Genomic DNA, 22,251 nt, shown 5'->3' with positions numbered 1-22,251 from the left:
ACTCCGCCGCCAACGGAAACTTATCGATGTTCGAAAATCTCCAGCCCGCGCCTGCCGACAAGATCCTGGCCTTGATCGGCCTCTATCGCGCCGACCCGCGTCCCGACAAGGTCGATCTCGGGGTCGGCGTCTATAAGGATCGCGACGGCAAGACGCCGGTGATGCGCGCGGTGCGCGAAGCCGAAAAGCGGTTGCTGCAGGGCCAGGATACCAAGACCTATCTCGGCCTTGCCGGGGATACCGCCTTCAACGCGGCGATGGCCAGGTTGGTGTTCGGCCCAGCCGCCGACATGACACGCATTCGTGCGGCGCAGGCGCCCGGCGGCTCCGGCGCGCTGCGGCTGGTGGCAGAGCTGCTGAAAAGGACCCGCACCGACGCGATGGTCTGGCTGTCGGATCCGACATGGCCGAACCACACGCCGGTGATGCGCGCCGCTGGCCTGCAGACACGCGAATATCCCTATTTCGACGCTGCTTCCGGTGCGGTTCGCTTCGACGACATGCTGAATGCATTGAGAACCGCGAATCCTGGCGACGTCGTATTATTGCATGGCTGTTGCCATAACCCGACGGGCGCCAATCTAGACATCCCGCAATGGGCTGCCATTGCCGATCTTGTCGTTGAGCGCGGTCTGCTGCCCTTTGTCGACATCGCCTATCAAGGCTTTGGCGACGGGCTTGATGCGGATGCCGCCGGCTTGCGCCTTCTGGCGACAAAAGTTCCGGAAATGGTCGTTGCCTCGAGCTGCTCGAAGAACTTTGCCGTCTATCGCGACCGAGTCGGTGCAGCGCTGATCATGGCGAAAGACGGCGCGCTGGCGGATTTGGCGATGGGCCAGATGCTGTCGGCGGCACGTGCCATGTATTCGATGCCGCCGGACCACGGCGCGGCGGCGGTGCGCATCGTGCTCGAAGACTCCGCATTACGTTCCGATTGGGAGGCAGAGCTTGAAGAGATGCGGCTGCGCATGCTGCGGCTGCGCGTCCAGTTCGCCGAGGCGCTGCGGCGGCAGTCCAACTCCGACCGTTTCGATTTCGTCGCCAGCCATCGCGGCATGTTTTCCCGGCTTGGCCTGTCGGAAGCGCAAGTCCAGCGGCTGCGCGCCGAGCATGGCATCTACATGGTCGGCGACAGCCGCATCAACGTTGCTGGGCTGCCAGAGGACGGCATGGATGCGCTCGCCAAGGCGATCGTCTCCGTGGTCGACTGATGCTTTTGCTAACTAGGATCTTCCGGAAACCGGCTTCCACTTTCGTATCATGGTCTGGCGGCCCATCTGTGGACAAGGCGCCCTCACCGGCTGAAGCCGTTGGCCGTACAGCGTGTACAGGATAGCGTTTCCCAGATGAAACCCTCGAAAGACATTTCCCGGCTGATCGAGATCATGGCAGCGCTGCGGGCGCCGGAAACCGGTTGCCCGTGGGATATCGAGCAGGATTTTTCGACAATCGCGCCATACACGATCGAGGAAGCCTACGAAGTGGCGGACGCCATTGCGCGCGGCGACCTCGACGATCTGCGGGAAGAACTCGGCGATCTCCTTCTGCAAGTGATCTACCACGCGCAAATGGCCGAAGAGGCCGGCGAATTTTCATTCGGCGATGTGGTCCAGGCCATCACCACAAAAATGATCCGCCGCCATCCCCATGTCTTCGGCGACGACAAGGCGCGCAGCGCCGGCATGGCCAAGGGCATGTGGGAAAAGATCAAGGCAGAGGAAAAGGCGGTGAAGCGCAGTGCGCGCCTCACCCGTGGGCTCGACCCGGAAGACCATGGCAAGGGCTTTCTCGACAGCGTGCCGGTCGCGCTGCCCGCGCTGACCCGGGCGCTCAAGCTGCAGGAAAAGGCCGCCCGCGTCGGCTTCGACTGGAGCGAGGCGGCACCGATCCTCGAAAAGATAGAGGAGGAGATCGGCGAATTGCGCGAAGCGCTGGCCAAAGGCGACAGCGCGCCGATCAAGGATGAGTTCGGCGACATGCTGTTTGCGGTCGTCAATCTCGGCCGGCACCTCAAAATTGATTCCGAAGCGGCACTCAGCGGCACCAACGAAAAATTCCGGTCGCGCTTCCACTATGTCGAGCGGACGCTGCAAGCGTCGGAAAACAGCCTCGAAGAAGCGACGCTGGACGAGATGGAAGCGCTCTGGCAGCAAGCGAAAAGCGCGAAGTAACGCCCCTACCCGTTGTTTTGACGGCGCAATCGGCTTTCGATCTCCTGCCGGGCGCTGTGCGTGGCCTTGAGCGCGATGGTCACGCTGCCATCCTCATTGTCATCACGCGAGCCGATGTCGCCGTTGCGGTAAAGCCAGTCGACGACGGCGAGTTGGTCGGGCTTGAGCGTGACGGTGAACGTCTCCAGTTCGCCCGACATCATCGTCTCGATGATCGCCTTCAGCGCATCGATGCCCTCGCCGGTCACCGCCGATATGGCGATTGGCGGCGCCTTCTTGCCGTCAGCACCATCAGCAAGCAGCCGCGCCCGGTTGCCCTCGTCGAGCCGGTCGATCTTGTTCCATACTTCGATGACGCGCTTGCTATCGCGGGCATCGACGCCGAGATCGGCAAGGATGCGCTCGACATCTTCGGCTTGCGCGGCCGTATCGGGATCGGAGATGTCGCGCAGATGAATGACGAGGTCTGCCTCGACCACTTCCTCCAGCGTCGCCCTGAAGGCCGCGACCAGATGCGTTGGCAGGTCGGAAATGAAGCCGACCGTATCGGAAAGGATGATCGGCGTACCGTGCGGCAGGCGCACGCGGCGCAGCGTCGGGTCGAGCGTGGCAAACAGCATGTCTTCGGCCAGCACCCCTGCTCCGGTCAGCCGGTTGAACAGCGTCGACTTGCCGGCATTGGTGTAGCCGACGATCGCCACCACCGGAAATGGCACCTTCTTGCGCTTGGCACGGTGCAGGTCGCGGGTGCGGCGCACGGTTTCGAGCTCGTGCTTCAGCTTGGTGATCTTGTCCTGCAGCACACGCCGGTCCGATTCAATCTGGGTCTCGCCAGGACCGCCGAGAAAACCGGCGCCGCCGCGCTGGCGCTCGAGGTGGGTCCAGCTTCGGACAAGGCGGCCCTTCTGGTAGTTGAGATGGGCAAGGTCGACCTGCAGCGTGCCTTCCTTGGTGCGGGCGCGCTCGCCGAAAATCTCCAGGATCAGCCCGGTGCGGTCGAGCACCTTGGCGTTCAACTCTTTTTCGAGGTTGCGCTGCTGTACCGGGGTCAGCGGATGATCGACAATGACCACTTCCGCGTGGCCCTCTTTGACGATCTCGGCGAACTCCGCGACCTTGCCGCTGCCGAGCAGGGTCGCCGGACGTGGATCATTGACGGTCACCACCGCCGTGTGGACCAAGTCAAGGTCGATGGCGCTGGCGAGGCCGACCGCCTCGTCGCGACGGGCCTCGGCGGAACGGGTCAGGCGCGGACGATTGGTATCGTCGTCGCCACGCGGCTGCCGGGTAAGCACCGGCACGATGACCACCGCCCGGGTCCGACCGTTGGCCTCTGTCCCGGTCTGATGTGCTGGTTTTCCGCGAACGCTGCGGTCCGCGTCTTTCTCACGTGCCAATCAGGCGCCCTGGCTTTCCTCACCATCGAACATCTGAACCGGCTGGCTCGGCATGATCGTGGAAATAGCGTGCTTGTAGACAAGCTGGGAATGGCCGTCGCGACGCAGCAGAACGCAGAAATTATCGAACGAAGTGACCACGCCGGTCAGCTTCACGCCGTTGATGAGAAAGATGGTGAGTGGGTTTTTGCTCTTGCGAACTGAATTCAGGAACAGGTCCTGAAGATTTTGCGATCGTTCCGCCATTGTTCTTGTCTTTCGCCGATCCCCTTCGGTTTGCCGGCCAATGCGCCAAATTAGCCGGCACATGTCAAGCACGCAAACACCATCTTGCCGTCAGTAACGACAAGCAGAACGAGATATATTGATGTTCATTCCATCTGTGCGGTTATCAGGCTGGACTTTTTTCCGCAACGTCAAAAAAGGCCTGCCGTAATGAAACTGTTATCGAGCCCGGGTGGCCGTTGGCGACGGGAGCGCCATCGATCGCCACCACCGGCATGGCAATCGTGGTTGCAGAGCTGATGAAAACCTCGCGCGCGGCCTTGGCTTCGGCAACCGAAAAGCCGCGCTCCTCAATCTTCAGGCCGAGCTTGGCGGCGACATCGAACAGCGTCGTGCGGGTGATGCCGCGCAGGATGCCGTGCTCGGCGGGCCGTGTCACCAGCACGCCGTCCCTGGTGATGATCCACGCGTTCGACGATCCACCTTCCTTGACGGTACCGTCAACATCAACGAACCAGGCCTCTTGAGCGCCGGCTTCCTTGGCTTTCTGCTTGGCCAGCACGTTCGGCAGCAGGCCGACCGACTTGATATCGACGCGATCCCATCGGTTCTCCGGCACGGTGATGACCCGGATCCCGCTCTCGGCCCGCTTCGCGGCAACTGCAGGATCGGCTTTTTTCGCGATCACCACCAGCGACGGCTTCGTGCCGGCCGGCGGGAAGAAAAACTCGCGGCTGGCGACGCCGCGTGTCACCTGGACGTAGACCAGACCGTCGACGACATGGTTGCGGCGCACCACCTCGCGCATGACGAGCGGTAGCACGCCGCGCGTGATCGGCCAATCGATCGAGAGTTCGGTAAGTGAGCGGTTCAATCGAGCGAGATGGCGCGGCATGTCGACGATGAAGCCTCGTGCCACCTCGCAGACCTCGTAGACGCCATCGGCGAATTGATAGCCACGGTCTTCGATATGCACGGAAGCTTCGGCGTGAGCGACATAGCGCCCGTTCACATAGGCAATGCGCGGCATGGCTAATCCCTGGAGGAAGTCCCAGCTTTCTTAAGCGATTCCAAGACCGCCGTAACCGATAATTGCGTGGGCCACGACTGGTTTGGCTGTCAGACGCCCAGCGACTTCAGCTTGCGGTGCAATGCAGAGCGTTCCATGCCGATAAACTCTGCCGTCTTCGAGATGTTGCCGCCAAAACGGTTGATCTGGGCGATCAGATAATCCTTTTCGAATTGTTCGCGTGCTTCACGCAGCGGCAGCGCCATTATGTGCTGATCGGACTTGTTTGGAGTGCGCGGCATGACGTCGCCGATCTCGGCAGGCAAGAGGTCGGCGGTGATCGGCGCATCGACATCGTCGCCACGCGCCAGGATCATCAGACGCTCGACATTGTTTCGCAACTGCCTAACGTTGCCCGGCCAGTTGTGCGCCTGCAGCACCGCCAGCGCGTCGTCGCCGATGCGGCGCGGCTTGATGCCGGCCTGGCGAGCGATCTGCTTCATGAAATTGTCGACCAGATAAGGAATGTCCTCGCGACGCTCGGCCAGTCCCGGCACCATGACCGGAACCACGGCCAGGCGATGATAAAGGTCCTCACGGAAACGGCCGTCGGCGATCATGGCTTCGAGGTTCTGCGAGGTCGACGAGATGATGCGCACGTCGACCTTGACCCGCTTGGTGCCCCCTACCCGCTCGAACTGCTGTTCGACCAGCACGCGCAGGATCTTGTTTTGCGTCTCGCGCGGCATGTCGGCCACTTCATCGATGTAGAGAATGCCGCGATGGGCTTCCTCCAGCGCGCCGACCTTGCGTTCGACGCCGTTCGATTCGGTGCCGAACAGCTCGATCTCCATACGCTCAGGCGTGATGTTGGCGGCGCTCAGCGTCACAAAAGGTGCACTCTTGCGCGCCGACAATGCGTGGATGGCGCGCGCCGCCAGTTCCTTGCCCGAGCCGGAGGGGCCGATAATCATGACGCGGCTGTTGGTCGGCGCGACGCGCTCGATGGTCTGGCGCAATTGGCTCATTGCCGACGACATGCCGATGAGGTCGAAAGTCTCGCCGCTGCGCAACTTGAGATCCGAAACCTCGCGTCTCAATTTGGACGTTTCAAGCGCCCGTTCGGCAATAAGGATCAGCCTGTCGGCCTTGAACGGCTTTTCAATAAAATCATAGGCGCCGCGGCGGATGGCCGAGACCGCCGTTTCGATATTGCCGTGGCCCGAGATCATCACCACCGGCAGGTTCGGGTGCATCGTCTTGATCTCGTCCAGCAGAGCGAGGCCATCGAGCCGCGAGCCCTGCAGCCAGATGTCGAGGAAGATCAGCCGGGGTGCTCGGTCGGCGACCGCCGCCAGCGCGCTGTCGGCGTCAAACGCCGTGCGTGTTTCGTGACCTTCGTCGCTCAGGATACCGGCGACGAGTTCGCGGATGTCTTCCTCGTCATCGACGATGAGAATATCAGACGCCATTACCGACCTTTTCAGTTTCTTTTTCGTGTTCTGTCTTGCCCTCGCCGCGTATCGGAACTGTGGCGGCAACCGGCAGGATGATGCTGATCATTGCACCCCGCCCATCGTGGAAGTCCGCTGGTGCATCGTGCAATTCGAGTCGCCCGCCATGGTCCTCCACGATCTTCTTGACGATAGCGAGGCCAAGCCCGGTGCCTTTCTCGCGTGTCGTCATGTAAGGCTCGAGCAAGCGCTGCCGGTTTTCGCGCGGCAAGCCCCTGCCGTTGTCGATGACGTCGATTCGAATCGCGCCATTCTGACGCCCGGCTTGAATCCGGATTATGCCGTGCGGACGATCCTCTGCATCAAGTCCGTCGATGGCTTCGGCAGCATTCTTGATGACGTTGCCGAACGCCTGCGCCATCAGGCGGCTGTCGAACGTGCCTTTGAGCGGCTCATTGCCGAAGACGCGCTCGAAGGTGATGTCGGCGCGGCTTACTTCGACCAGGAACGAGGCCTCGCGCAACGAATCGCGCAGATCGATTGCCTTCATTTCCGGTTTCGGCATGCGGGCGAACGCCGAGAACTCGTCGACCATGCGGCCGATGTCCTCCACTTGCCGGATGATGGTGTCGGTGCATTGATCGAAAACCTCACGGTCCTCGATGATGACCTTGCCGTACCGGCGCTTGATGCGCTCGGCCGAAAGCTGGATCGGCGTCAGCGGGTTCTTGATCTCGTGGGCGATGCGCCGCGCCACGTCGGCCCATGCAGAGGAACGCTGTGCCTGGACCAGATCGGTAATGTCGTCGACTGTCACGACGTAGGACTTATCCTCCGAACCGTCGTCGCCGGCTTCAATCGTGATCTGCACGTTGAAGGTCCGTTCGGTGCCGGCACGATAGAAGGTAACCTGTTCGCGATAGACCGGCTTGCCCGATTTGCGGCCGATCTCGAAGACGCGGCCGACATGCGGCAGCACCGCGGAAAGGTTCTGCCCAAGCGCTGCCGGCGCGGATATGGCCAGCATCGTTTCGGCCGAACGGTTGACGATGGTGACGATGCCATATGGATCGACGCCGATGACCCCGGCGGTGACGCCGGCAAGCACCGCCTCCGAAAAGCGCCGCCGCTCGTCGATCAAATCCTTGGCCGACAGGATCTCGTTGCGCTGCGATTTCAGCTCCATCAGCATCTTGTTGAAGGTGTCGCCGAGCGAGGCGACGTCGCCGTCGGAGGGGCGGACAGGCACGGCTACGTCGAGATTGCCGGTAGCGACCTCGTCCGCCGCGCCGATGAGCTGACGAATCGGCCGCACCAGGCGGTCGGCCACCGCAATGCCGGTCCAGATGGCGGACAGGATGATGATCAGCGTCAGCGACAGATAGGGAAGCGCGAAAGCCACTTGCGAGGTGCGGCGGTTGTCTTCGAGACCGCGATATTCGGCGGTGTTGGATTTGACGATCTGCCGTGCCTTGATCACCTCGGGATCGACGAGGCGGATGGTGTAGAGATAGAGGCCGTCGATCTCGCGCAGCTTGACGATGGCACCCATGATGTTGCGGGTGCGCGGTTCTATCAGCACCGGCTTGCCGTCGGCAGCGCTTGCCACGGCGCCCTCAGGCGGCTCCGGCATGGCAAAGTCCGCGTCGGTCTTGGCGCTCATGACGAAGGAACCATCGGGCTTGATGAGTGCCGCGTGCGCCAGCGAGCGACCCACCGCCTCCTTGTTCATGAGGTCGAGGAAACCGGTACGATCGAGGCCGTAAAGCGTGCGCGAAGCGTCGAGGTCGTAAGCCATCGACAACGTCGTGCCCTGAAGATTTCGCGCGTTTTCCTGCACATAGGCGTCAGCGATCGACAACGACGAATTGACGATCGTCTTGGTGCGGATCTCGAACCAGCGGTCGAGGCCGATGTCGAGCGTGATCGACGCGATGATCGCCACCATGATGGCGGGGATGGCGGCGACCAGCGCAAACATCGCCACTATGCGCACGTGCAGGCGCGACGCAGCCTTGCCGTGCCGTCGTGCCATCAGGATGCGATGCACCTCGCGGACGACCAGCAAGATCAGAAACAGGACGAACGCCGCATTAAGCGCAATCAGTGCCAGCGTCGTCCTCGCGTCGGGCGTGATCGGCGTCGCGCCGACCAGAATGGCGAAGGAGATCGCCGCCGTCACCAGCGCACCGGCAATGGCGATCACGCCCGGCAGCGCAAGCAGCCGGCGACCGTCTCGCGCGCCCGTATTGCTGAAAAGCGATTTGCTCAGTGTCGGTGCGTGCAGGGCCATGTCGCCGTCTAGAGCCAGTGATTACGTCGGATGTATGCAACGCATTGTGGCGATTATGCAACAAGTGTGGCCGAGACGGAAATCTTTCGGCAATCGATCCCCTGGAAAGCGCTCGTAAAGGGATTCGTCTAGACCTGCCTGGACGATTTGTAGACGTTGACGCCGAGTTCGCGAATCTTCTTGCGCAGCGTGTTGCGGTTGAGCCCCAGCAATTCGGCAGCCTTGATCTGGTTACCGCGCGTTGCGGTCATCGAGGCGAGGACCAGCGGATATTCGACCTCGGAGAGGATTCGCTGATAGAGCCCGGCCGGGGGCAGGTCGCCGGCAAACGAGGCAAAATAGCGTTGCAGGAAATGCTCCACCGCCTGGCCGATGGAAAGGTCGTCGGGAATGAGGTTGCCGCCACCTGGAACGACAGGCCTTTCGCCGGTCTTCAACTCCGCCTCGATGATCTCGGCGGAAATCTCGTCCTGCGAATACAGTGCGGCCAGCCTGCGGATGAGGTTTTCGAGTTCGCGCACATTACCGGGCCATGGGTAGCGCTTCATCAGCTCGATGCCGCCGGTAGAAATGCGCTTGGTCTGCAAGCCTTCACTGACGCCGAGCTTGAAGAAGTGGCGGACGAGGTCCGGAATGTCCTCCGACCGCTCGCGCAGCGCCGGCAGCCTGAGCGGCACAACGTTCAAGCGGTAGAACAGGTCCTCGCGGAAAAGCCCCTGATTGATCAGTGTGCGCAGGTCCTTGTTGGTGGCAGCGACGATGCGCACGTCGGTCTTGATCGGCGTGCGGCCGCCGACCGTGGTGTATTCGCCCTGCTGCAACACACGCAGCAGCCGCGTCTGCGCTTCCATCGGCATATCACCGATCTCGTCGAGGAAGAGCGTGCCGCCTTCGGCCTGCTCGAAACGGCCGGTGGAGCGGTTCTGCGCGCCGGTAAAGGCGCCCTTCTCGTGCCCGAACAACTCCGATTCGATCAGGTCGCGCGGGATCGCCGCCATGTTGATAGCGACGAACGGACCGCCTCGGCGGCGGCCGTACTCATGCAGCGCGCGCGCCACCAGTTCCTTGCCGGTACCCGACTCGCCGCTGATCATGACCGTCAGGTCGGTCTGCATCATGCGCGCCAGCATGCGGTAGATGTCCTGCATGGCCGCCGAGCGGCCGACCAGCGGCATCGTTTCCGGCGGCTCGTCGGCCCGCGTATCGATCTTCGGCCGCCGCGGCTCGGAAAGAGCGCGGTTGACGATGTTGAGCAGCTCGGTCAGGTCGAACGGTTTCGGCAGATACTCGTAGGCCCCGGTTTCGGAGGCACGGATCGCGGTCATGAACGTGTTCTGCGCACTCATGACGATGACCGGCAGTTCCGGTCGCGCCTTCTTGATGCGCGGCAGCATGTCGAAGGCGTTCTCGTCAGGCATGACAACGTCGGTGATAACCAGATCGCCCTCGCCCGCCGCAACCCAGCGCCACAGCGTCGAAGCGTTGGAGGTGACGCGCACGTCATGGCCGACGCGCGAAAGCGCCTGGTTGAGGACAGTGCGGATGGCCGCATCGTCGTCGGCGACGAGAATATTGCCGCGAACGGTCATTTGCGGTCTCCTTCACCGTCGTCGTCGGTGCCAAACTGGGTTTCTTTCCACGCCGGCATCAGGATGCGGAAAGTGGTGCCGCGCGGGGTCGATTCGCATTCAATGATGCCGCCATGCTCGCCGACGATCTTTGCGACCAGCGCCAGACCGAGACCGGAGCCGTTCGGCTTGGTGGTGATGAAAGGATCGAAGAGGATCGGCAGGATGTCTTCGGAAACACCCGAACCGTTGTCACGCACGCAGAATTCCAATGGCAGCGATACGCGGTCCTGGGTCCCGGGTACGGAAACACGGATGCCCGGACGGAAGGCGGTCGATAGCATGATCTCGCCCTGCGGATCACTGCCGATCGCCTCGGCGGCATTTTTTACCAGATTGAGAAACACCTGGATGAGCTGGTCGCGATTGGCAAAAACCGGAGGCAATGATGGATCATAGTCCTCCAATATCTTGATTCGCTTGGCAAAACCGTTCTTGGCGATTGCCTTGACATGGTCGAGCACGACATGAATGTTGACGGGATAGCGGTCGATCGGGCGCTCGTCGGAAAACACCTCCATGCGGTCGACCAGCGAGACAATGCGGTCGGTCTCGTCGGTGATCAGCCTGGTCAGTGCGCGATCCTCGTCGGACGCCGACAGCTCTAGCAACTGCGCAGCACCACGAATGCCGGACAGCGGGTTCTTGATCTCATGGGCAAGCATCGCGGCGAGGCCGGTGACCGAGCGTGCCGCACCGCGATGCGTCATCTGCCGGTCGATCTTGTCGGCCATTGAGCGTTCCTGGAACATCACCACGACCGAGCCTGGAAATTCCGTCACTGGTGCGACGTAGAGGTCGACCACCTTCTCGATGCCGAGACGTGGCGACGACACGTCGACCCGGTATTCGTTGACCGGCGCCCGGCGCTCGCGCACCTGGTCGACAAGCGTCAGCAGCGGGCTGCCGAAAGGAATGAGCTTGTGCAGCGTGTTGCGGGCGAGCATCGTGGCGCTCGACCGGAAAAAATCCTCGGCATCGGCATTGGCGAAGGTGATGAAACCTTGCGGATCGACCATGATTACCGGCCGGCGAATGGTGTTGAGCACAATATGCGCGGCGTCCGCCATATCCGTGCTCTGTGTGACGGTGGCGTTCATGCCGCACTCCGCAGGTTCGCCGCTTCGAGAGCGGTTGAAAACATGTCGCGCAGCAAGGCAATGACATGCCCAGGCTCGAAAGACGTGAGTATGGTCTTGCGCCGGTCGTCGCTTGTGCCGCCGGCGTGGCGGTCGAGATACCAGCCGAGATGCTTGCGCGCCTGGCGCACTCCGCTTTCCACGCCATAGAGCGCCAGCATGTCTTCGTAATGGGCAATGACGTAGTCGGCCAGCGCTTGCGGGCTTTCCGGCATGCTGGATACCGGCTCGGCCAGCGCGGCCGCTACAATGCTGCCGGCCGTCCACGGCGCGCCATAGTGCGCGCGGCCGATCATCACCGCGTCGGCGCCAGACTGCTCGAGGATCGACGCGGCCTCTGCCGGCGAGCCGACATCGCCATTGGCAACGACCGGGATCGAGACCGCCTGCTTGACGCGTGCGATGGCACGCCAATCGGCCTTGCCCTGATAGAACTGGCAACGCGTGCGGCCGTGCACCGTCACCATCTTCACCCCGGCCTGCTCGGCGCGTCGCGCCAGCATCGGCGCGTTGAGCGCGCCTTCGTCCCACCCGAGCCGCATCTTGACCGTGACTGGCACCGCGATCGCGCCGACTACCGCTTCGATCAGCGACAACGCGTGGTCGAGGTCTCGCATCAGTGCCGAACCGGCATAGCCGCCCGTCACCTTTTTGGCCGGACAGCCCATGTTGATGTCGATGATGTCGGCGCCTTCGCCGACCGCGATTCGCGCGCCTTCGGCCATGTGCATTGCCTCGTGGCCGGCAAGCTGGACCATGTGGACAGGCAGCCCGGAATGACGGATGCGCAGGCCCGAACCAGCCCTGCCCTTTGCAAGCTCACCGCTCGCCACCATTTCCGATACGACCAGCCCGGCGCCATGGGCATGGGCGCGTTGCCGGAACGGTTCGTCGGTGATGCCCGACATCGGCGCGAGAAATACGCGATTGCGGATTCTCACGCCATCCACATCCAGCGGCGAAGCTAATTTGGTCACATCAGGCATGCACAAAAACCAAGCACCTTCGGTTGCTGCACATTCTCTAGCCAGAACGACGGCAATGTGCAACGCGCAATGTCGTGACATTAAGGCGCATTTGGGAAAAAACGGATCGCCGCACCGCATCAATCCCGGGTCTTTCAAAAGCGATACCACTTTTCGGGATCATGCGTTAAGCGTCTCGGCATGAGAGATGTGAGCGAAAAGCAAGCTGCGGACGACAAGGTCGCCGTGGTCATCGTTGCTGCCGGCCGCGGCGCGCGCGCCGGACAGGCCAATGGGCCGAAGCAGTACCAGCAAATTGGCGGCGGCGCCGTTATTGCACGCACGCTCGGTGCCTTTCTGATGCATCCGAAGATTGGACCTGTCGTCGTTGCTATCCATGCCGACGACAGCGCGCTTTTCCGCCGTGCGGCCGGTGCGAACGCCGACCGTGTCGTCGCTGTGACCGGCGGTACGTCACGGCAGGAGTCCGTCCGCCTTGGACTGCTGGCGTTGAGAAGCAATGCGCCGGGCCGGGTCCTGATCCATGATGCGGCCCGGCCGTTTGTCGATGCGGAACTAATAGACCGCACGATCGCAGCTATTGGCGAGCGCCAGGGGGCACTGCCTGCTTTGCCGGTTGCCGATACGCTCAAGCGCGAAACGGCCGAAGGCATGATCGGCGAAACCGTGTCCAGGGCCGGGCTTTATGCCGCACAGACACCGCAAGGCTTTCCGTTCTGGCCGATCCTGGCTGCGCACGAAAAGGCTCATCATCTCGGCAAAGCTGATTTCACCGACGATGCGGCAATCGCCGAATGGGCGCATATTCCGGTGAAGATCGTTCCCGGCTCGCCGGACAACGTCAAACTGACCTGGGCACGGGATATTGCAATGGCGGATCAGCGGCTTTCTAGCGCCCCACGTTTTCCCGACATCCGAACGGGCAATGGCTATGACGTCCATGCGTTCGAGCCCGGCGACCATGTCACCCTGTGCGGCGTCGCCATTCCACACGACAGGAAATTGTCCGGCCATTCGGATGCCGATGTCGGTCTCCACGCCTTGACCGACGCCCTGCTCGCCACCTGCGGCGCCGGTGACATCGGCACGCATTTCCCGCCCTCCGACCCGCAGTGGAAAGGGGCCGCTTCACGCATCTTCGTCGAACACGCGGCCAAGCTGGTGCGCGCGCGCGGCGGGCGCATCGCCAACGCCGATATCACCTTGATCTGCGAGGCGCCGCGCGTCGGCCCGCATCGCGAGGCCATGACCGAAACGCTTTCCGCAATCCTGCGAATTTCGCTGGATCGCATTTCGATCAAGGCGACAACCAATGAGAAGCTCGGCTTCGTCGGCCGTGAGGAAGGCATAGCGGCCATCGCGACCGCCAGCGTCGTGTTTCCAGGGAATATCCCCGAGTGAGCAATAGCGATCTCGCAGATGCCCTGCTTCAGGCCTGCCAGCAGCGCGGCATCACGCTGGCGACGGCCGAGAGCTGCACCGGCGGCATGATCATCGCCGCCCTGACCGACATCGCCGGTTCTTCCGCGGTGGTCGATCGCGGCTTCATCACCTATTCCAATCAGGCCAAGACCGAGATGCTCGGCGTCTCGGCCGCTACGCTCGAGGCGCACGGCGCGGTCTCGCGCGAGACCGCAGTGGAGATGGCGGCCGGAGCCTTGGCCCATTCGCCGGCCGGGCTTGCACTGGCGGTAACTGGCATCGCCGGTCCGGCCGGCGGCTCGGCGGAAAAACCTGTCGGCCTGGTCTGGTTCGGCGTCGCCGTGGCTGGCCGGCCGGTAGTCAGCGAATGCCAGCTTTTCGCCGACAAGGGCCGTGATTTCATCCGCCGGGAGACGGTCCGGCATGCGCTTGAGCTGGGTCTGCGCGCGCTCGCTGCGGATCAGGCTGCCGATGGCGCGCCGTAGATGATTTCGGCCCTTTTCTCGAACGCCTCGGAGAACATGCGGAAGGCACGGTCGAACATGGTTCCCATCAACGCACCCAAAATGCGGCTCTTGAACTCGTAGTCGATAAAGAAGCAGACGTTGCAACCGCTGCCGTCCGCCGGGTCGAAGCGCCAGACATTGCTCAGATATTTGAAAGGGCCGTCAATGTATTTGACATCGATGGCGTTCTCGTCCGGCTTCAGCAGCACCTGCGTGGTAAAGGTCTCGCGGATCGCCTTGTAGCCGATGCTCATGTCGGCGATGAGCAAGGTGCGTCCGTCGCGTTCCTTGCGTGAGCGAACCGTCAGTGCCTCGCAAAGCGGCAGGAATTGCGGATAGGATTCGACATCGGCGACCAGAGCGAACATCTGCTCCGGCGTATGCGCGACGCGGCGATGGGCTTCGAATTGTGGCATGAAACCAGTTTGTTAGGCGGACTTCCTGAGAAACGCTTCACGCGCCGCGCGTAGTCTGGCGAAATCGTCGCCGGCATGGTGCGACGAGCGCGTCAGCGGGCTTGACGCCACCAGCAGGAAGCCCTTGGTCTTGCCGATCGTCTCGAAGGACTTGAATTCCTCAGGCGTGACGAAGCGGATCACCGGATGGTGTTTCTTCGACGGCTGCAGATATTGGCCGATGGTCATGAAATCGACATTGGCCGAACGCAGATCGTCCATTAGTTGCAGGATTTCGTTCCGCTCCTCACCAAGGCCAACCATGATGCCGGACTTGGTGAAGATCGAGGGGTCAAGCTCCTTGACCCGCTGCAAGAGCCTGATCGAGTGGAAATAGCGCGCGCCCGGCCGAACCGTCAGATAGTTAGACGGCACGGTCTCGAGATTATGGTTGAAAACATCCGGCTTGGCCGCCACGACAATCTCCAGCGCACCGTCCTTGCGCAGGAAATCGGGCGTCAGGATTTCGATCGTCGTCGACGGGGTTGCTGCCCTGATCGCACGGATGACATCGGCAAAATGCTGGGCCCCGCCATCCGCGAGATCGTCGCGATCGACGGAGGTAATGACGACATGGCTCAAGCCCATCTGCTTGACCGCATGCGCGACACGCGCCGGCTCGTCGGGATCGAGTGCGGTCGGGATGCCGGTGGCGACATTGCAAAAGGCGCAGGCCCGCGTGCAGATCTCGCCCATGATCATGAAGGTGGCGTGCTTCTTCTCCCAGCACTCGCCGATATTGGGGCAGCCCGCCTCTTCGCAAACCGTCACCAGTTTGTGAGACTTCACGATTTCGCGCGTCTCGGCATAGCCTTTCGACATCGGCGCCTTGACGCGGATCCAGTCGGGCTTGCGCAGTACGTCCTGATCTGGCTTGTGCGCCTTTTCGGGATGCCGCAAGCGCGGCGCATTGGCAATCGTGTCGAGGACGGTGACCATGTGAAACCCGGCTAATTGGCAAGCGCTTGTCCAGCGCTCGCTCTACCCACGTCATCTAGGACTTTTCGGCGAAAAGAAAAAGGCCGTGATCACGCATGCCGCGGTGGCCTTTTTCGCATAGCAAGTGCCGACAGAGGTTAGCGGCGCACCAGTCGTCCGACCGCAATCAGAATGCAGGCGCCGATGAAGCCGGTGATCAGATAGGCGATCCAGCCGACGCCGAAGATGCCGATGTTCAGGGCCTGCAAGATGGCGTTCAACACGATTGCGCCGACAATGCCGAGAACGATGTTCATGAGGATGCCGGTATTGCTCTTCATGACCATCTCGGCGAGCCATCCCGCCAGGCCACCGATGATGATGGCTGCTACCCAGCCCACGCCGTTCATTTCCATATGCCCTCTCCTTGTATGATGGATAATGCCTGCGAAACGAATTGCTCTGCCGTCGAGTTCCTTTGTGTCTTCCCTGTGAGACTCGCCCAACTAATTTATCATGCATTCAGTGCGCGACCATAGGCGTCGAGTACACTCTCCTTCATCATCTCTGACAGCGTCGGGTGCGGGAAGATCGTGTGCATCAGCTCTTCCTCGGTGGTCTCCAGATTCATCGCCACGACGAAGCCCTGGATCAGTTCGGTTACTTCTGCGCCGACCATGTGGGCACCCAGCAACTGGCCAGTCTTCTTGTCGAAAATGGTCTTGACGAAGCCTTGGTCCTCGCCGAGCGCAATCGCCTTGCCGTTTGCCGCGAACTGAAAGCGGCCGACACGGATGTCCTTTCCGTCGGCTTTCGCTTTGGCTTCCGTCAGTCCGACCGAGGCGACTTGCGGATTGCAATAGGTGCAGCCCGGGATCTTCAGCTTGTCGGTGGCATGCACGCCGGGGAAATTGGCGATCTTTTCCACACAGACCACGCCCTCATGCTCGGCCTTGTGGGCGAGCATCGGCGGTCCGGCAACGTCGCCGATGGCGTAGACGCCCGGCACATTGGTCTTGCCGTAGCCGTCGACGACGACGCAACCGCGGTCGGTCTTCACGCCGAGCGTCTCCAGGCCGAGGTTTTCGATGTTACCCTGTACGCCGACGGCCGAGATCATACGATCGGCGGTGATCTTCTCGACCTTGCCGTCCTTCATCTCGACATGCGCGGTGACCGAGTTAGTGCCCTTCTCGACCTTGGTCACCTTGGCTTCTAGGATGATCTTCATGCCCTGCTTCTCGAACTGCTTCTGCGCGAATTTCGAGACCTCGGCGTCCTCGACCGGCATCACAGCCGGCAGCAGTTCGACCACCGTCACCTCGGCGCCCATGGTGCGGTAGAACGAGGCGAACTCGATGCCGATGGCGCCCGAGCCCATCACCAGCAGCGATTTTGGCATCTCTTTCGGCACCATCGCCTCGAAATAGGTCCAGATCAACTTGCCGTCAGGCTCGATGCCGGGCAGCGCGCGCGGCCTGGCGCCGGTCGCCAGAATGATGTGTTTGGCGCTATAGGTGCCCTCGCCCTTGACGCCCTTGGGCGCCGGCGGCTGCGGCTCCATCGGCTTCTTCGACGATTTCGACACAACGATCTCGCCAGGTTTGGTCAGCTTGGCTTCGCCCCAGATGACGTCAACCTTGTTCTTCTTCATCAGGAAGCCGACGCCGCCGTTGAGCCGCAGCGAGACCTTTCGTGACCGATCGACGACGGCGGCTGTGTCGACGCTGACCTTGCCGTCGATCTTCAGGCCGTAGTCCTTCAGATGATCCGAATAGTGCATGATTTCGGCGGAGCGCAGCAGCGCCTTGGTCGGAATGCAACCCCAGTTCAGGCAGATGCCACCCAAGTGCTCGCGCTCGACGATCGCCGTCTTGAAGCCAAGCTGCGCCGAACGCACTGCAGTGACATAGCCGCCGGGGCCGGAGCCGATGATGATGACGTCGTAGTTCTCAGCCACGGCTTTCTCCTTCACAATTCCAACATAAGGCGCACGAACGGCGCCAGCGCTTGCCCGACGTTCCGCGTGTTTTCTGCGTCGAGGTGGACGCCGTCGAGCGGCGTCGTTTTGGCCACCGTGCCGGCATCGAAGAAGCCGCAGCCGGCCTCGTCGGCAAGGGCGGAATATTGCGGCGCCAGCCGCTTTGACGCGTCATCGCCGCCGGCGAACATTTCCTTGAACTCGGCGTTTTCCGTGCGGCTGACCACGGGCGGCGCGACGATCAGGATCTGCGGCGCCGGCCAATTGAATGGGTAATCGTGACCGCGCACGATATCGATCAGGCGTTGCATGCCTTGCTTGGCCGCGACCGGATTACCGTGAATCCACGGCTTCATATCGTTGGCGCCGAGCATGATGATGATCAAGTCGATCGGTGCGTGCGTCGTTAGGATTGTTGGCAACAGCCTTGCGCCGTTGCGGTCCGCCCCGGCCAAGTGATCGTCGAAGGCGGTGGTTCGGCCATTCAGGCCTTCGGCAACGACCTCGACGCCGCTGCCCAGTGCCGCCTGCAGCACGCTCGGCCAGCGATCTTCCAGCGGGTGCCGGCCGAGGCTTGCCGCGTCATAGCCCCAGGTCAGCGAATCGCCATAGCAGAGGACCGTTTTCATGCGTTTTCCCCCCCAACAAAGACCTATCCGCAATCGCTACCGCCCGAACAGCCAATGTACGATAATCGTTTACGAGCCGGATTGGATGGAGGCGAAAAGGCTGGTGTAGAATTTCCGCACCGCCCTGTTCCCTGCTTAGACCAGCATGCCCATCGGATTTTCGATCATGCGCTTGAAGGCGACGAGCAGCTCGGCGCCGAGCGCACCGTCGACTGCGCGGTGATCGGTCGACAGCGTCACCGACATGATTGTTGCGATCTTGATCTCGCCGTTCTTCACCACCGCGCGTTGCTCGCCGGCGCCGACCGCCAGAATCGTCGCATGCGGCGGGTTGATGACGGCAGAAAAATCCTTGACGCCGAACATGCCGAGATTGGACACCGCCGTGGTGCCGCCCTGATATTCTTCCGGCTTCAGCTTGCGGCTGCGGGCGCGGCCGGCAAGGTCCTTCATCTCGTTGGAGATAACGGACATCGTCTTTTCGTCGGCACGCCGGATGATCGGGGTGATCAGGCCGCCGGGGATCGATACGGCAACGCCGACATCGGCGTGCTTGTGCTTGATCATGGCGTTTTCTGTCCACGACGCATTGGCATCCGGAACCGCGATCAGCGCCATGGCAAGAGCCTTGATGACCATGTCGTTGACCGACAGCTTGTAGGCCGGCGTTTCGCCCTTCTCGGTCTTCTTCACCGGGGCGGCCGCATTGATCTGTGTGCGCAGGGCCAGAAGTGCATCGAGTTCGCAGTCCAGCGTCAGATAGAAATGCGGGATGGTGGTCTTGGCCTCGACCAGCCGCCGCGCAATGGTCTTGCGCATATTGTCGTGCGGGATCAGCTCGTAGGAGCCTTCGGCAAACAGTTTGAGCACCTGCTCGTCCGGCATCGCCTTGGGTGCTGCGGTCGCAGGTGCCGCAGCGCCGGCGGGCGCCGCTTTTGCTGCTGGTGCCGCCTTGGCGCCGCCACCGGAAATTGCGGCATCGACATCGGCCTTTACCACGCGGCCGTGGGGGCCGGAGCCGGTCAGTGCCGCGACATCTATACCGGCTTCGCTGGCGATGCGCCGGGCCAGCGGCGAGGCGAAGATGCGCTCGCCGTTTGCATGGCCGTTGGCGGCCGGCGCCGCTTCCGCCTTAGCTGCAGGTGCGGCAGGCTCCTGCTTCGGCGCTTCGGGCTTTGGTGTTTCAGCTTTGGAGGCGTCCGCTTTCGGAGCCTCAGCCTTTGCCGGCGCAGCGCCGTCACCGCTTTTCGCGGCGGCCGCCGCATCCTCCCCCTCAGCCGCCAGCACCGCGATCAGCGCATTGACCTTGACGCCTTCAGTGCCGGCCGGAACCACCAGCTTGGCGACCGTGCCTTCGTCGACGGCTTCGACTTCCATCGTTGCCTTGTCGGTCTCGATCTCGGCAATCACGTCGCCGGGCGAAACCTTGTCGCCTTCCTTGACCAGCCACTTGGAAAGGTTGCCCTCTTCCATTGTGGGCGACAGCGCCGGCATGGTGATGTTGATAGGCATTTTGTCCTCCGCCCTGCTCAGCGATACGTGACGGCTTTGACCGCCTCGACGACCTCGCCGACATTGGGCAGCGCCAGCTTTTCGAGGTTCGCCGCATAGGGCATCGGCACGTCCTTGCCGGCAATGGTGATGACCGGTGCGTCGAGGAAATCGAAGGCGCGCTGCGAGACCTGATTGGCGATATGGTCGCCGACCGAGTTCTGCGGAAAGCCTTCCTCGACCACCACCAGGCGATTGGTCTTTTTGACCGAGGCGATGATCGTGTCGAAGTCGAGCGGGCGGATGGTGCGCAAGTCGATTATCTCGGCATCGATGCCCATGCCACGCAACTCCGCCTCGGCCTTAATCGCGTAGGTCATGCCGATGCCGAACGAGACGATGGTCACGTCCTTGCCGGATTTGTGAATGCGCGCCTTGCCGATCGGCAGCACGAAATCGTCGATCTTCGGCACGTCGAAGGAGTGGCCGTAAAGGATTTCGTTCTCGAGGAAGATGACCGGGTTCGGGTCGCGGATCGCCGCCTTGAGCAGACCCTTGGCGTCGGCGGCGGTATAAGGCATCACCACTTTCAGGCCGGGAATATGGCTGTACCAGGCGGCATAGCATTGCGAATGCTGCGCGGCGACGCGGGCAGCCGCCCCGTTCGGGCCGCGAAAGACGATCGGGGCACCCATCTGGCCGCCAGACATGTAGAGCGTCTTGGCGGCAGAATTGATGATCTGGTCGATCGCCTGCATGGCGAAGTTGAAGGTCATGAATTCGACGATCGGCTTCAAGCCGGCCATCGCCGCGCCAACACCAACGCCGGCAAAGCCGTGCTCGGTGATCGGCGTGTCGACCACGCGCCGCGGACCGAATTCCTGCAACAGGCCTTGCGTGATCTTGTAGGCGCCCTGGTACTCGGCAACCTCCTCGCCCATGACAAAGACATCGCCGTCGCGGCGCATTTCCTCCGCCATTGCATCGCGCAAGGCTTCACGTACCGTGGTCGAGACCATTTCGGTGCCGGCCGGGACGTCGGGATCGGCGGCAATTTCCAGCCTGGGTGCGGCGGCAACAGGTGCTGCAGCTTCGCTCTTGGCCGGAGCAGCCGCGGGGGGCGGAGCAGCCGCGGGCGCTTCCGCTTGCGACTCAATGGCCTCCTCGCCGATACCTTCGCCTGCCTCGTCGACGTCTTCGCCATCGACGGCCAGCACAGCGATCAGTGTGTTGACTTTGACACCCTCGGTGCCGGCAGGAACCACGATCTTGGCAAGCGTGCCGTCGTCCACGGCTTCGACTTCCATCGTTGCCTTGTCGGTCTCGATCTCGGCAATGGCGTCACCGGCTACGACCTTGTCGCCCTCTTTCTTCAACCACTTGGAAACATTACCCTCTTCCATGGTCGGCGAGAGGGCGGGCATGAGAATTTCGATCGGCATGTCCTTGCCCTCTCGTTAAAGTACGATGTCGGTCCAGAGCTCGGACGGATCCGGCTCCGCGTCGTTCTGGGCAAATTCTGCGGCGTCGGCGACGACGTCGCGGACTTCCTTGTCGATGGCCTTGAGTTCGTCCTCGCTTGCCCATTTCTTGTCGAGCAGCCGCGCCTTGACCTGCTCGATCGGGTCACGTTCGGAGCGCATTTTCTGCACTTCTTCCTTGGAGCGGTATTTTGCCGGATCCGACATCGAATGGCCGCGGTAACGATAGGTCTGCATTTCGAGAATGAGCGGCCCGTTGCCGGCGCGGCACCATTCGGCGGCGAGGTCGCCGGCGGCCTTAACGGCGCGCACATCCATGCCGTCGACCTGGATGCCTGGAATCTTGAAGGAGGCGCCGCGGTGCGAGAAATCCGTCTCGGCCGAAGAGCGCGAGACCGAGGTTCCCATGGCGTAGCGGTTGTTCTCGATGATGTAGATCACCGGAAGCTTCCACAGCGAGGCCATGTTGAAGCTTTCGTAGACCTGGCCCTGGTTCGCGGCGCCATCGCCGAAATAGGTCAGCGTCACATTGTTGTTGCCGCGATAGCGGTTGGCGAAGGCAATGCCGGTGCCGAGCGACACTTGCGCGCCGACGATGCCGTGGCCGCCGTAAAAATGCTTCTCCTTGGAGAACATGTGCATGGAGCCGCCTTTGCCTCTCGACAGGCCGCTACGGCGCCCGGTCAGCTCGGCCATGACGCCGCGCGGTGACAACTCCATCGCCAGCATATGACCATGGTCGCGATAGGCGGTGATCATCTGGTCGCCATCGATCAGGGCCATCTTCATGCCGGTAACGACCGCTTCCTGGCCGATGTAGAGGTGGCAGAAACCGCCGATGAAGCCCATGCCGTAAAGCTGGCCGGCCTTTTCCTCGAAGCGGCGGATGAGCAGCATGTGCCGGTAGGCGGCAAGCTCCTGGTCTTTGGTGAATTCAACAGGCTTCGGGGTGGAAAGGCCCGGCATCTTGCCGTCTGATTTGGATTTGGCAGGCGCTTTTCTGGTGGCGGTGGCCATGCATCACTCCCTGTTGGCGTCTCTTGGCGGACAGCGAGGGAGATCAGTT

Annotated in this window: 20 protein-coding genes; 4 read left to right on the top strand and 16 right to left on the bottom strand. The window is 62.0% G+C overall.

The features are described 5' to 3' along the window. Positions 1–26 precede the first annotated feature (26 nt). Together NMG46_RS08345 and mazG are read left to right on the top strand one after the other, a co-directional pair. Positions 27–1,211 (top strand): amino acid aminotransferase, encoded by a 1,185-nt coding sequence (locus tag NMG46_RS08345; RefSeq protein ID WP_254817205.1) that lies wholly within the window; start codon positions 27–29, stop codon positions 1,209–1,211. 135 nt (positions 1,212–1,346) lie between these two features. After that, the gene (mazG, locus tag NMG46_RS08340; protein WP_254817204.1) at positions 1,347–2,171 is read left to right on the top strand and encodes a nucleoside triphosphate pyrophosphohydrolase; all 825 of its coding nucleotides are present in this window, start codon (positions 1,347–1,349) and stop codon (positions 2,169–2,171) included. 5 nt (positions 2,172–2,176) lie between these two features. Here the strand turns inward: mazG and hflX are convergent, their stop codons facing one another. The 8 genes from hflX to dusB all read right to left on the bottom strand — a co-directional run bounded on the left by hflX (position 2,177) and on the right by dusB (position 12,302). After that, positions 2,177–3,568, bottom strand: coding sequence for a GTPase HflX (hflX, locus tag NMG46_RS08335; RefSeq protein WP_254817203.1), 1,392 nt, complete (start codon positions 3,566–3,568; stop codon positions 2,177–2,179). Next, positions 3,569–3,814, bottom strand: coding sequence for an RNA chaperone Hfq (gene hfq, locus NMG46_RS08330; RefSeq protein WP_006202172.1), 246 nt, complete (start codon positions 3,812–3,814; stop codon positions 3,569–3,571). Between the two features lie 145 nt (positions 3,815–3,959). After that, a complete protein-coding gene (locus NMG46_RS08325) occupies positions 3,960–4,823 on the bottom strand; it encodes a D-amino-acid transaminase (RefSeq protein ID WP_254817202.1) in 864 nt (287 codons plus the stop codon). A gap of 89 nt (positions 4,824–4,912) precedes the next feature. Continuing rightward, positions 4,913–6,274: a sigma-54 dependent transcriptional regulator gene (locus NMG46_RS08320; RefSeq protein ID WP_254817201.1), complete on the bottom strand. Its 1,362-nt coding sequence runs from the start codon at positions 6,272–6,274 to the stop codon at positions 4,913–4,915. Continuing rightward, complete coding sequence (locus tag NMG46_RS08315; protein WP_254817200.1) at positions 6,264–8,549, bottom strand: PAS domain-containing sensor histidine kinase; 2,286 nt, start codon at positions 8,547–8,549, stop codon at positions 6,264–6,266. Before NMG46_RS08315 ends, NMG46_RS08320 begins: the two co-directional genes overlap by 11 nt. Before the next feature lie 128 nt (positions 8,550–8,677). Next, positions 8,678–10,138, bottom strand: coding sequence for a nitrogen regulation protein NR(I) (ntrC, locus tag NMG46_RS08310; protein WP_254817199.1), 1,461 nt, complete (start codon positions 10,136–10,138; stop codon positions 8,678–8,680). Beyond that, complete coding sequence (locus NMG46_RS08305) at positions 10,135–11,277, bottom strand: nitrogen regulation protein NR(II) (protein WP_023675075.1); 1,143 nt, start codon at positions 11,275–11,277, stop codon at positions 10,135–10,137. Before NMG46_RS08305 ends, ntrC begins: the two co-directional genes overlap by 4 nt. Next, complete coding sequence (gene dusB / locus NMG46_RS08300) at positions 11,274–12,302, bottom strand: tRNA dihydrouridine synthase DusB (protein WP_254817198.1); 1,029 nt, start codon at positions 12,300–12,302, stop codon at positions 11,274–11,276. Before dusB ends, NMG46_RS08305 begins: the two co-directional genes overlap by 4 nt. Before the next feature lie 180 nt (positions 12,303–12,482). Here dusB and NMG46_RS08295 point away from each other — a divergent pair, with 180 nt between their 5' ends. Both NMG46_RS08295 and NMG46_RS08290 read left to right on the top strand, forming a co-directional pair. Then, entirely contained in the window at positions 12,483–13,703 is a 1,221-nt protein-coding gene (locus NMG46_RS08295; RefSeq protein WP_254817197.1) for a bifunctional 2-C-methyl-D-erythritol 4-phosphate cytidylyltransferase/2-C-methyl-D-erythritol 2,4-cyclodiphosphate synthase, read from the top strand. Beyond that, the gene (locus tag NMG46_RS08290) at positions 13,700–14,209 is read left to right on the top strand and encodes a CinA family protein (protein WP_254817196.1); all 510 of its coding nucleotides are present in this window, start codon (positions 13,700–13,702) and stop codon (positions 14,207–14,209) included. Before NMG46_RS08295 ends, NMG46_RS08290 begins: the two co-directional genes overlap by 4 nt. On the opposite strand, the gene NMG46_RS08285 is transcribed toward NMG46_RS08290, so the two are convergent. The 8 genes from NMG46_RS08285 to pdhA all read right to left on the bottom strand — a co-directional run bounded on the left by NMG46_RS08285 (position 14,185) and on the right by pdhA (position 22,151). After that, positions 14,185–14,646: a type II toxin-antitoxin system RatA family toxin gene (locus NMG46_RS08285; protein WP_254817195.1), complete on the bottom strand. Its 462-nt coding sequence runs from the start codon at positions 14,644–14,646 to the stop codon at positions 14,185–14,187. The genes NMG46_RS08290 and NMG46_RS08285 overlap by 25 nt on opposite strands. A 12-nt stretch (positions 14,647–14,658) precedes the next feature. Further along, entirely contained in the window at positions 14,659–15,624 is a 966-nt protein-coding gene (gene lipA / locus NMG46_RS08280) for a lipoyl synthase (RefSeq protein WP_254817194.1), read from the bottom strand. A gap of 137 nt (positions 15,625–15,761) precedes the next feature. Further along, on the bottom strand, positions 15,762–16,019 hold the full coding sequence (locus NMG46_RS08275; RefSeq protein ID WP_023675081.1) for a GlsB/YeaQ/YmgE family stress response membrane protein: 258 nt from the start codon (positions 16,017–16,019) through the stop codon (positions 15,762–15,764). A gap of 98 nt (positions 16,020–16,117) precedes the next feature. Further along, complete coding sequence (gene lpdA / locus NMG46_RS08270; RefSeq protein WP_254817193.1) at positions 16,118–17,563, bottom strand: dihydrolipoyl dehydrogenase; 1,446 nt, start codon at positions 17,561–17,563, stop codon at positions 16,118–16,120. Between the two features lie 11 nt (positions 17,564–17,574). Further along, a complete protein-coding gene (locus NMG46_RS08265; protein WP_254817192.1) occupies positions 17,575–18,213 on the bottom strand; it encodes an SGNH/GDSL hydrolase family protein in 639 nt (212 codons plus the stop codon). A 135-nt stretch (positions 18,214–18,348) separates the two neighbouring features. Then, entirely contained in the window at positions 18,349–19,725 is a 1,377-nt protein-coding gene (locus tag NMG46_RS08260) for a pyruvate dehydrogenase complex dihydrolipoamide acetyltransferase (RefSeq protein WP_254817191.1), read from the bottom strand. 17 nt (positions 19,726–19,742) lie between these two features. Then, the gene (locus NMG46_RS08255; protein WP_254817190.1) at positions 19,743–21,146 is read right to left on the bottom strand and encodes a pyruvate dehydrogenase complex E1 component subunit beta; all 1,404 of its coding nucleotides are present in this window, start codon (positions 21,144–21,146) and stop codon (positions 19,743–19,745) included. Positions 21,147–21,161: 15 nt separating this feature from the next. Further along, the gene (pdhA, locus tag NMG46_RS08250) at positions 21,162–22,151 is read right to left on the bottom strand and encodes a pyruvate dehydrogenase (acetyl-transferring) E1 component subunit alpha (protein ID WP_245274631.1); all 990 of its coding nucleotides are present in this window, start codon (positions 22,149–22,151) and stop codon (positions 21,162–21,164) included. Positions 22,152–22,251: the final 100 nt, after the last annotated feature.

The organism is Mesorhizobium sp. LMG 17147 (genome assembly GCF_024297145.1).
Taxonomy (GTDB): domain Bacteria; phylum Pseudomonadota; class Alphaproteobacteria; order Rhizobiales; family Rhizobiaceae; genus Mesorhizobium.
The sequence above is the reverse complement of the archived record's forward strand: the minus strand, read 5'-3'. Positions and strand labels throughout refer to the sequence as shown.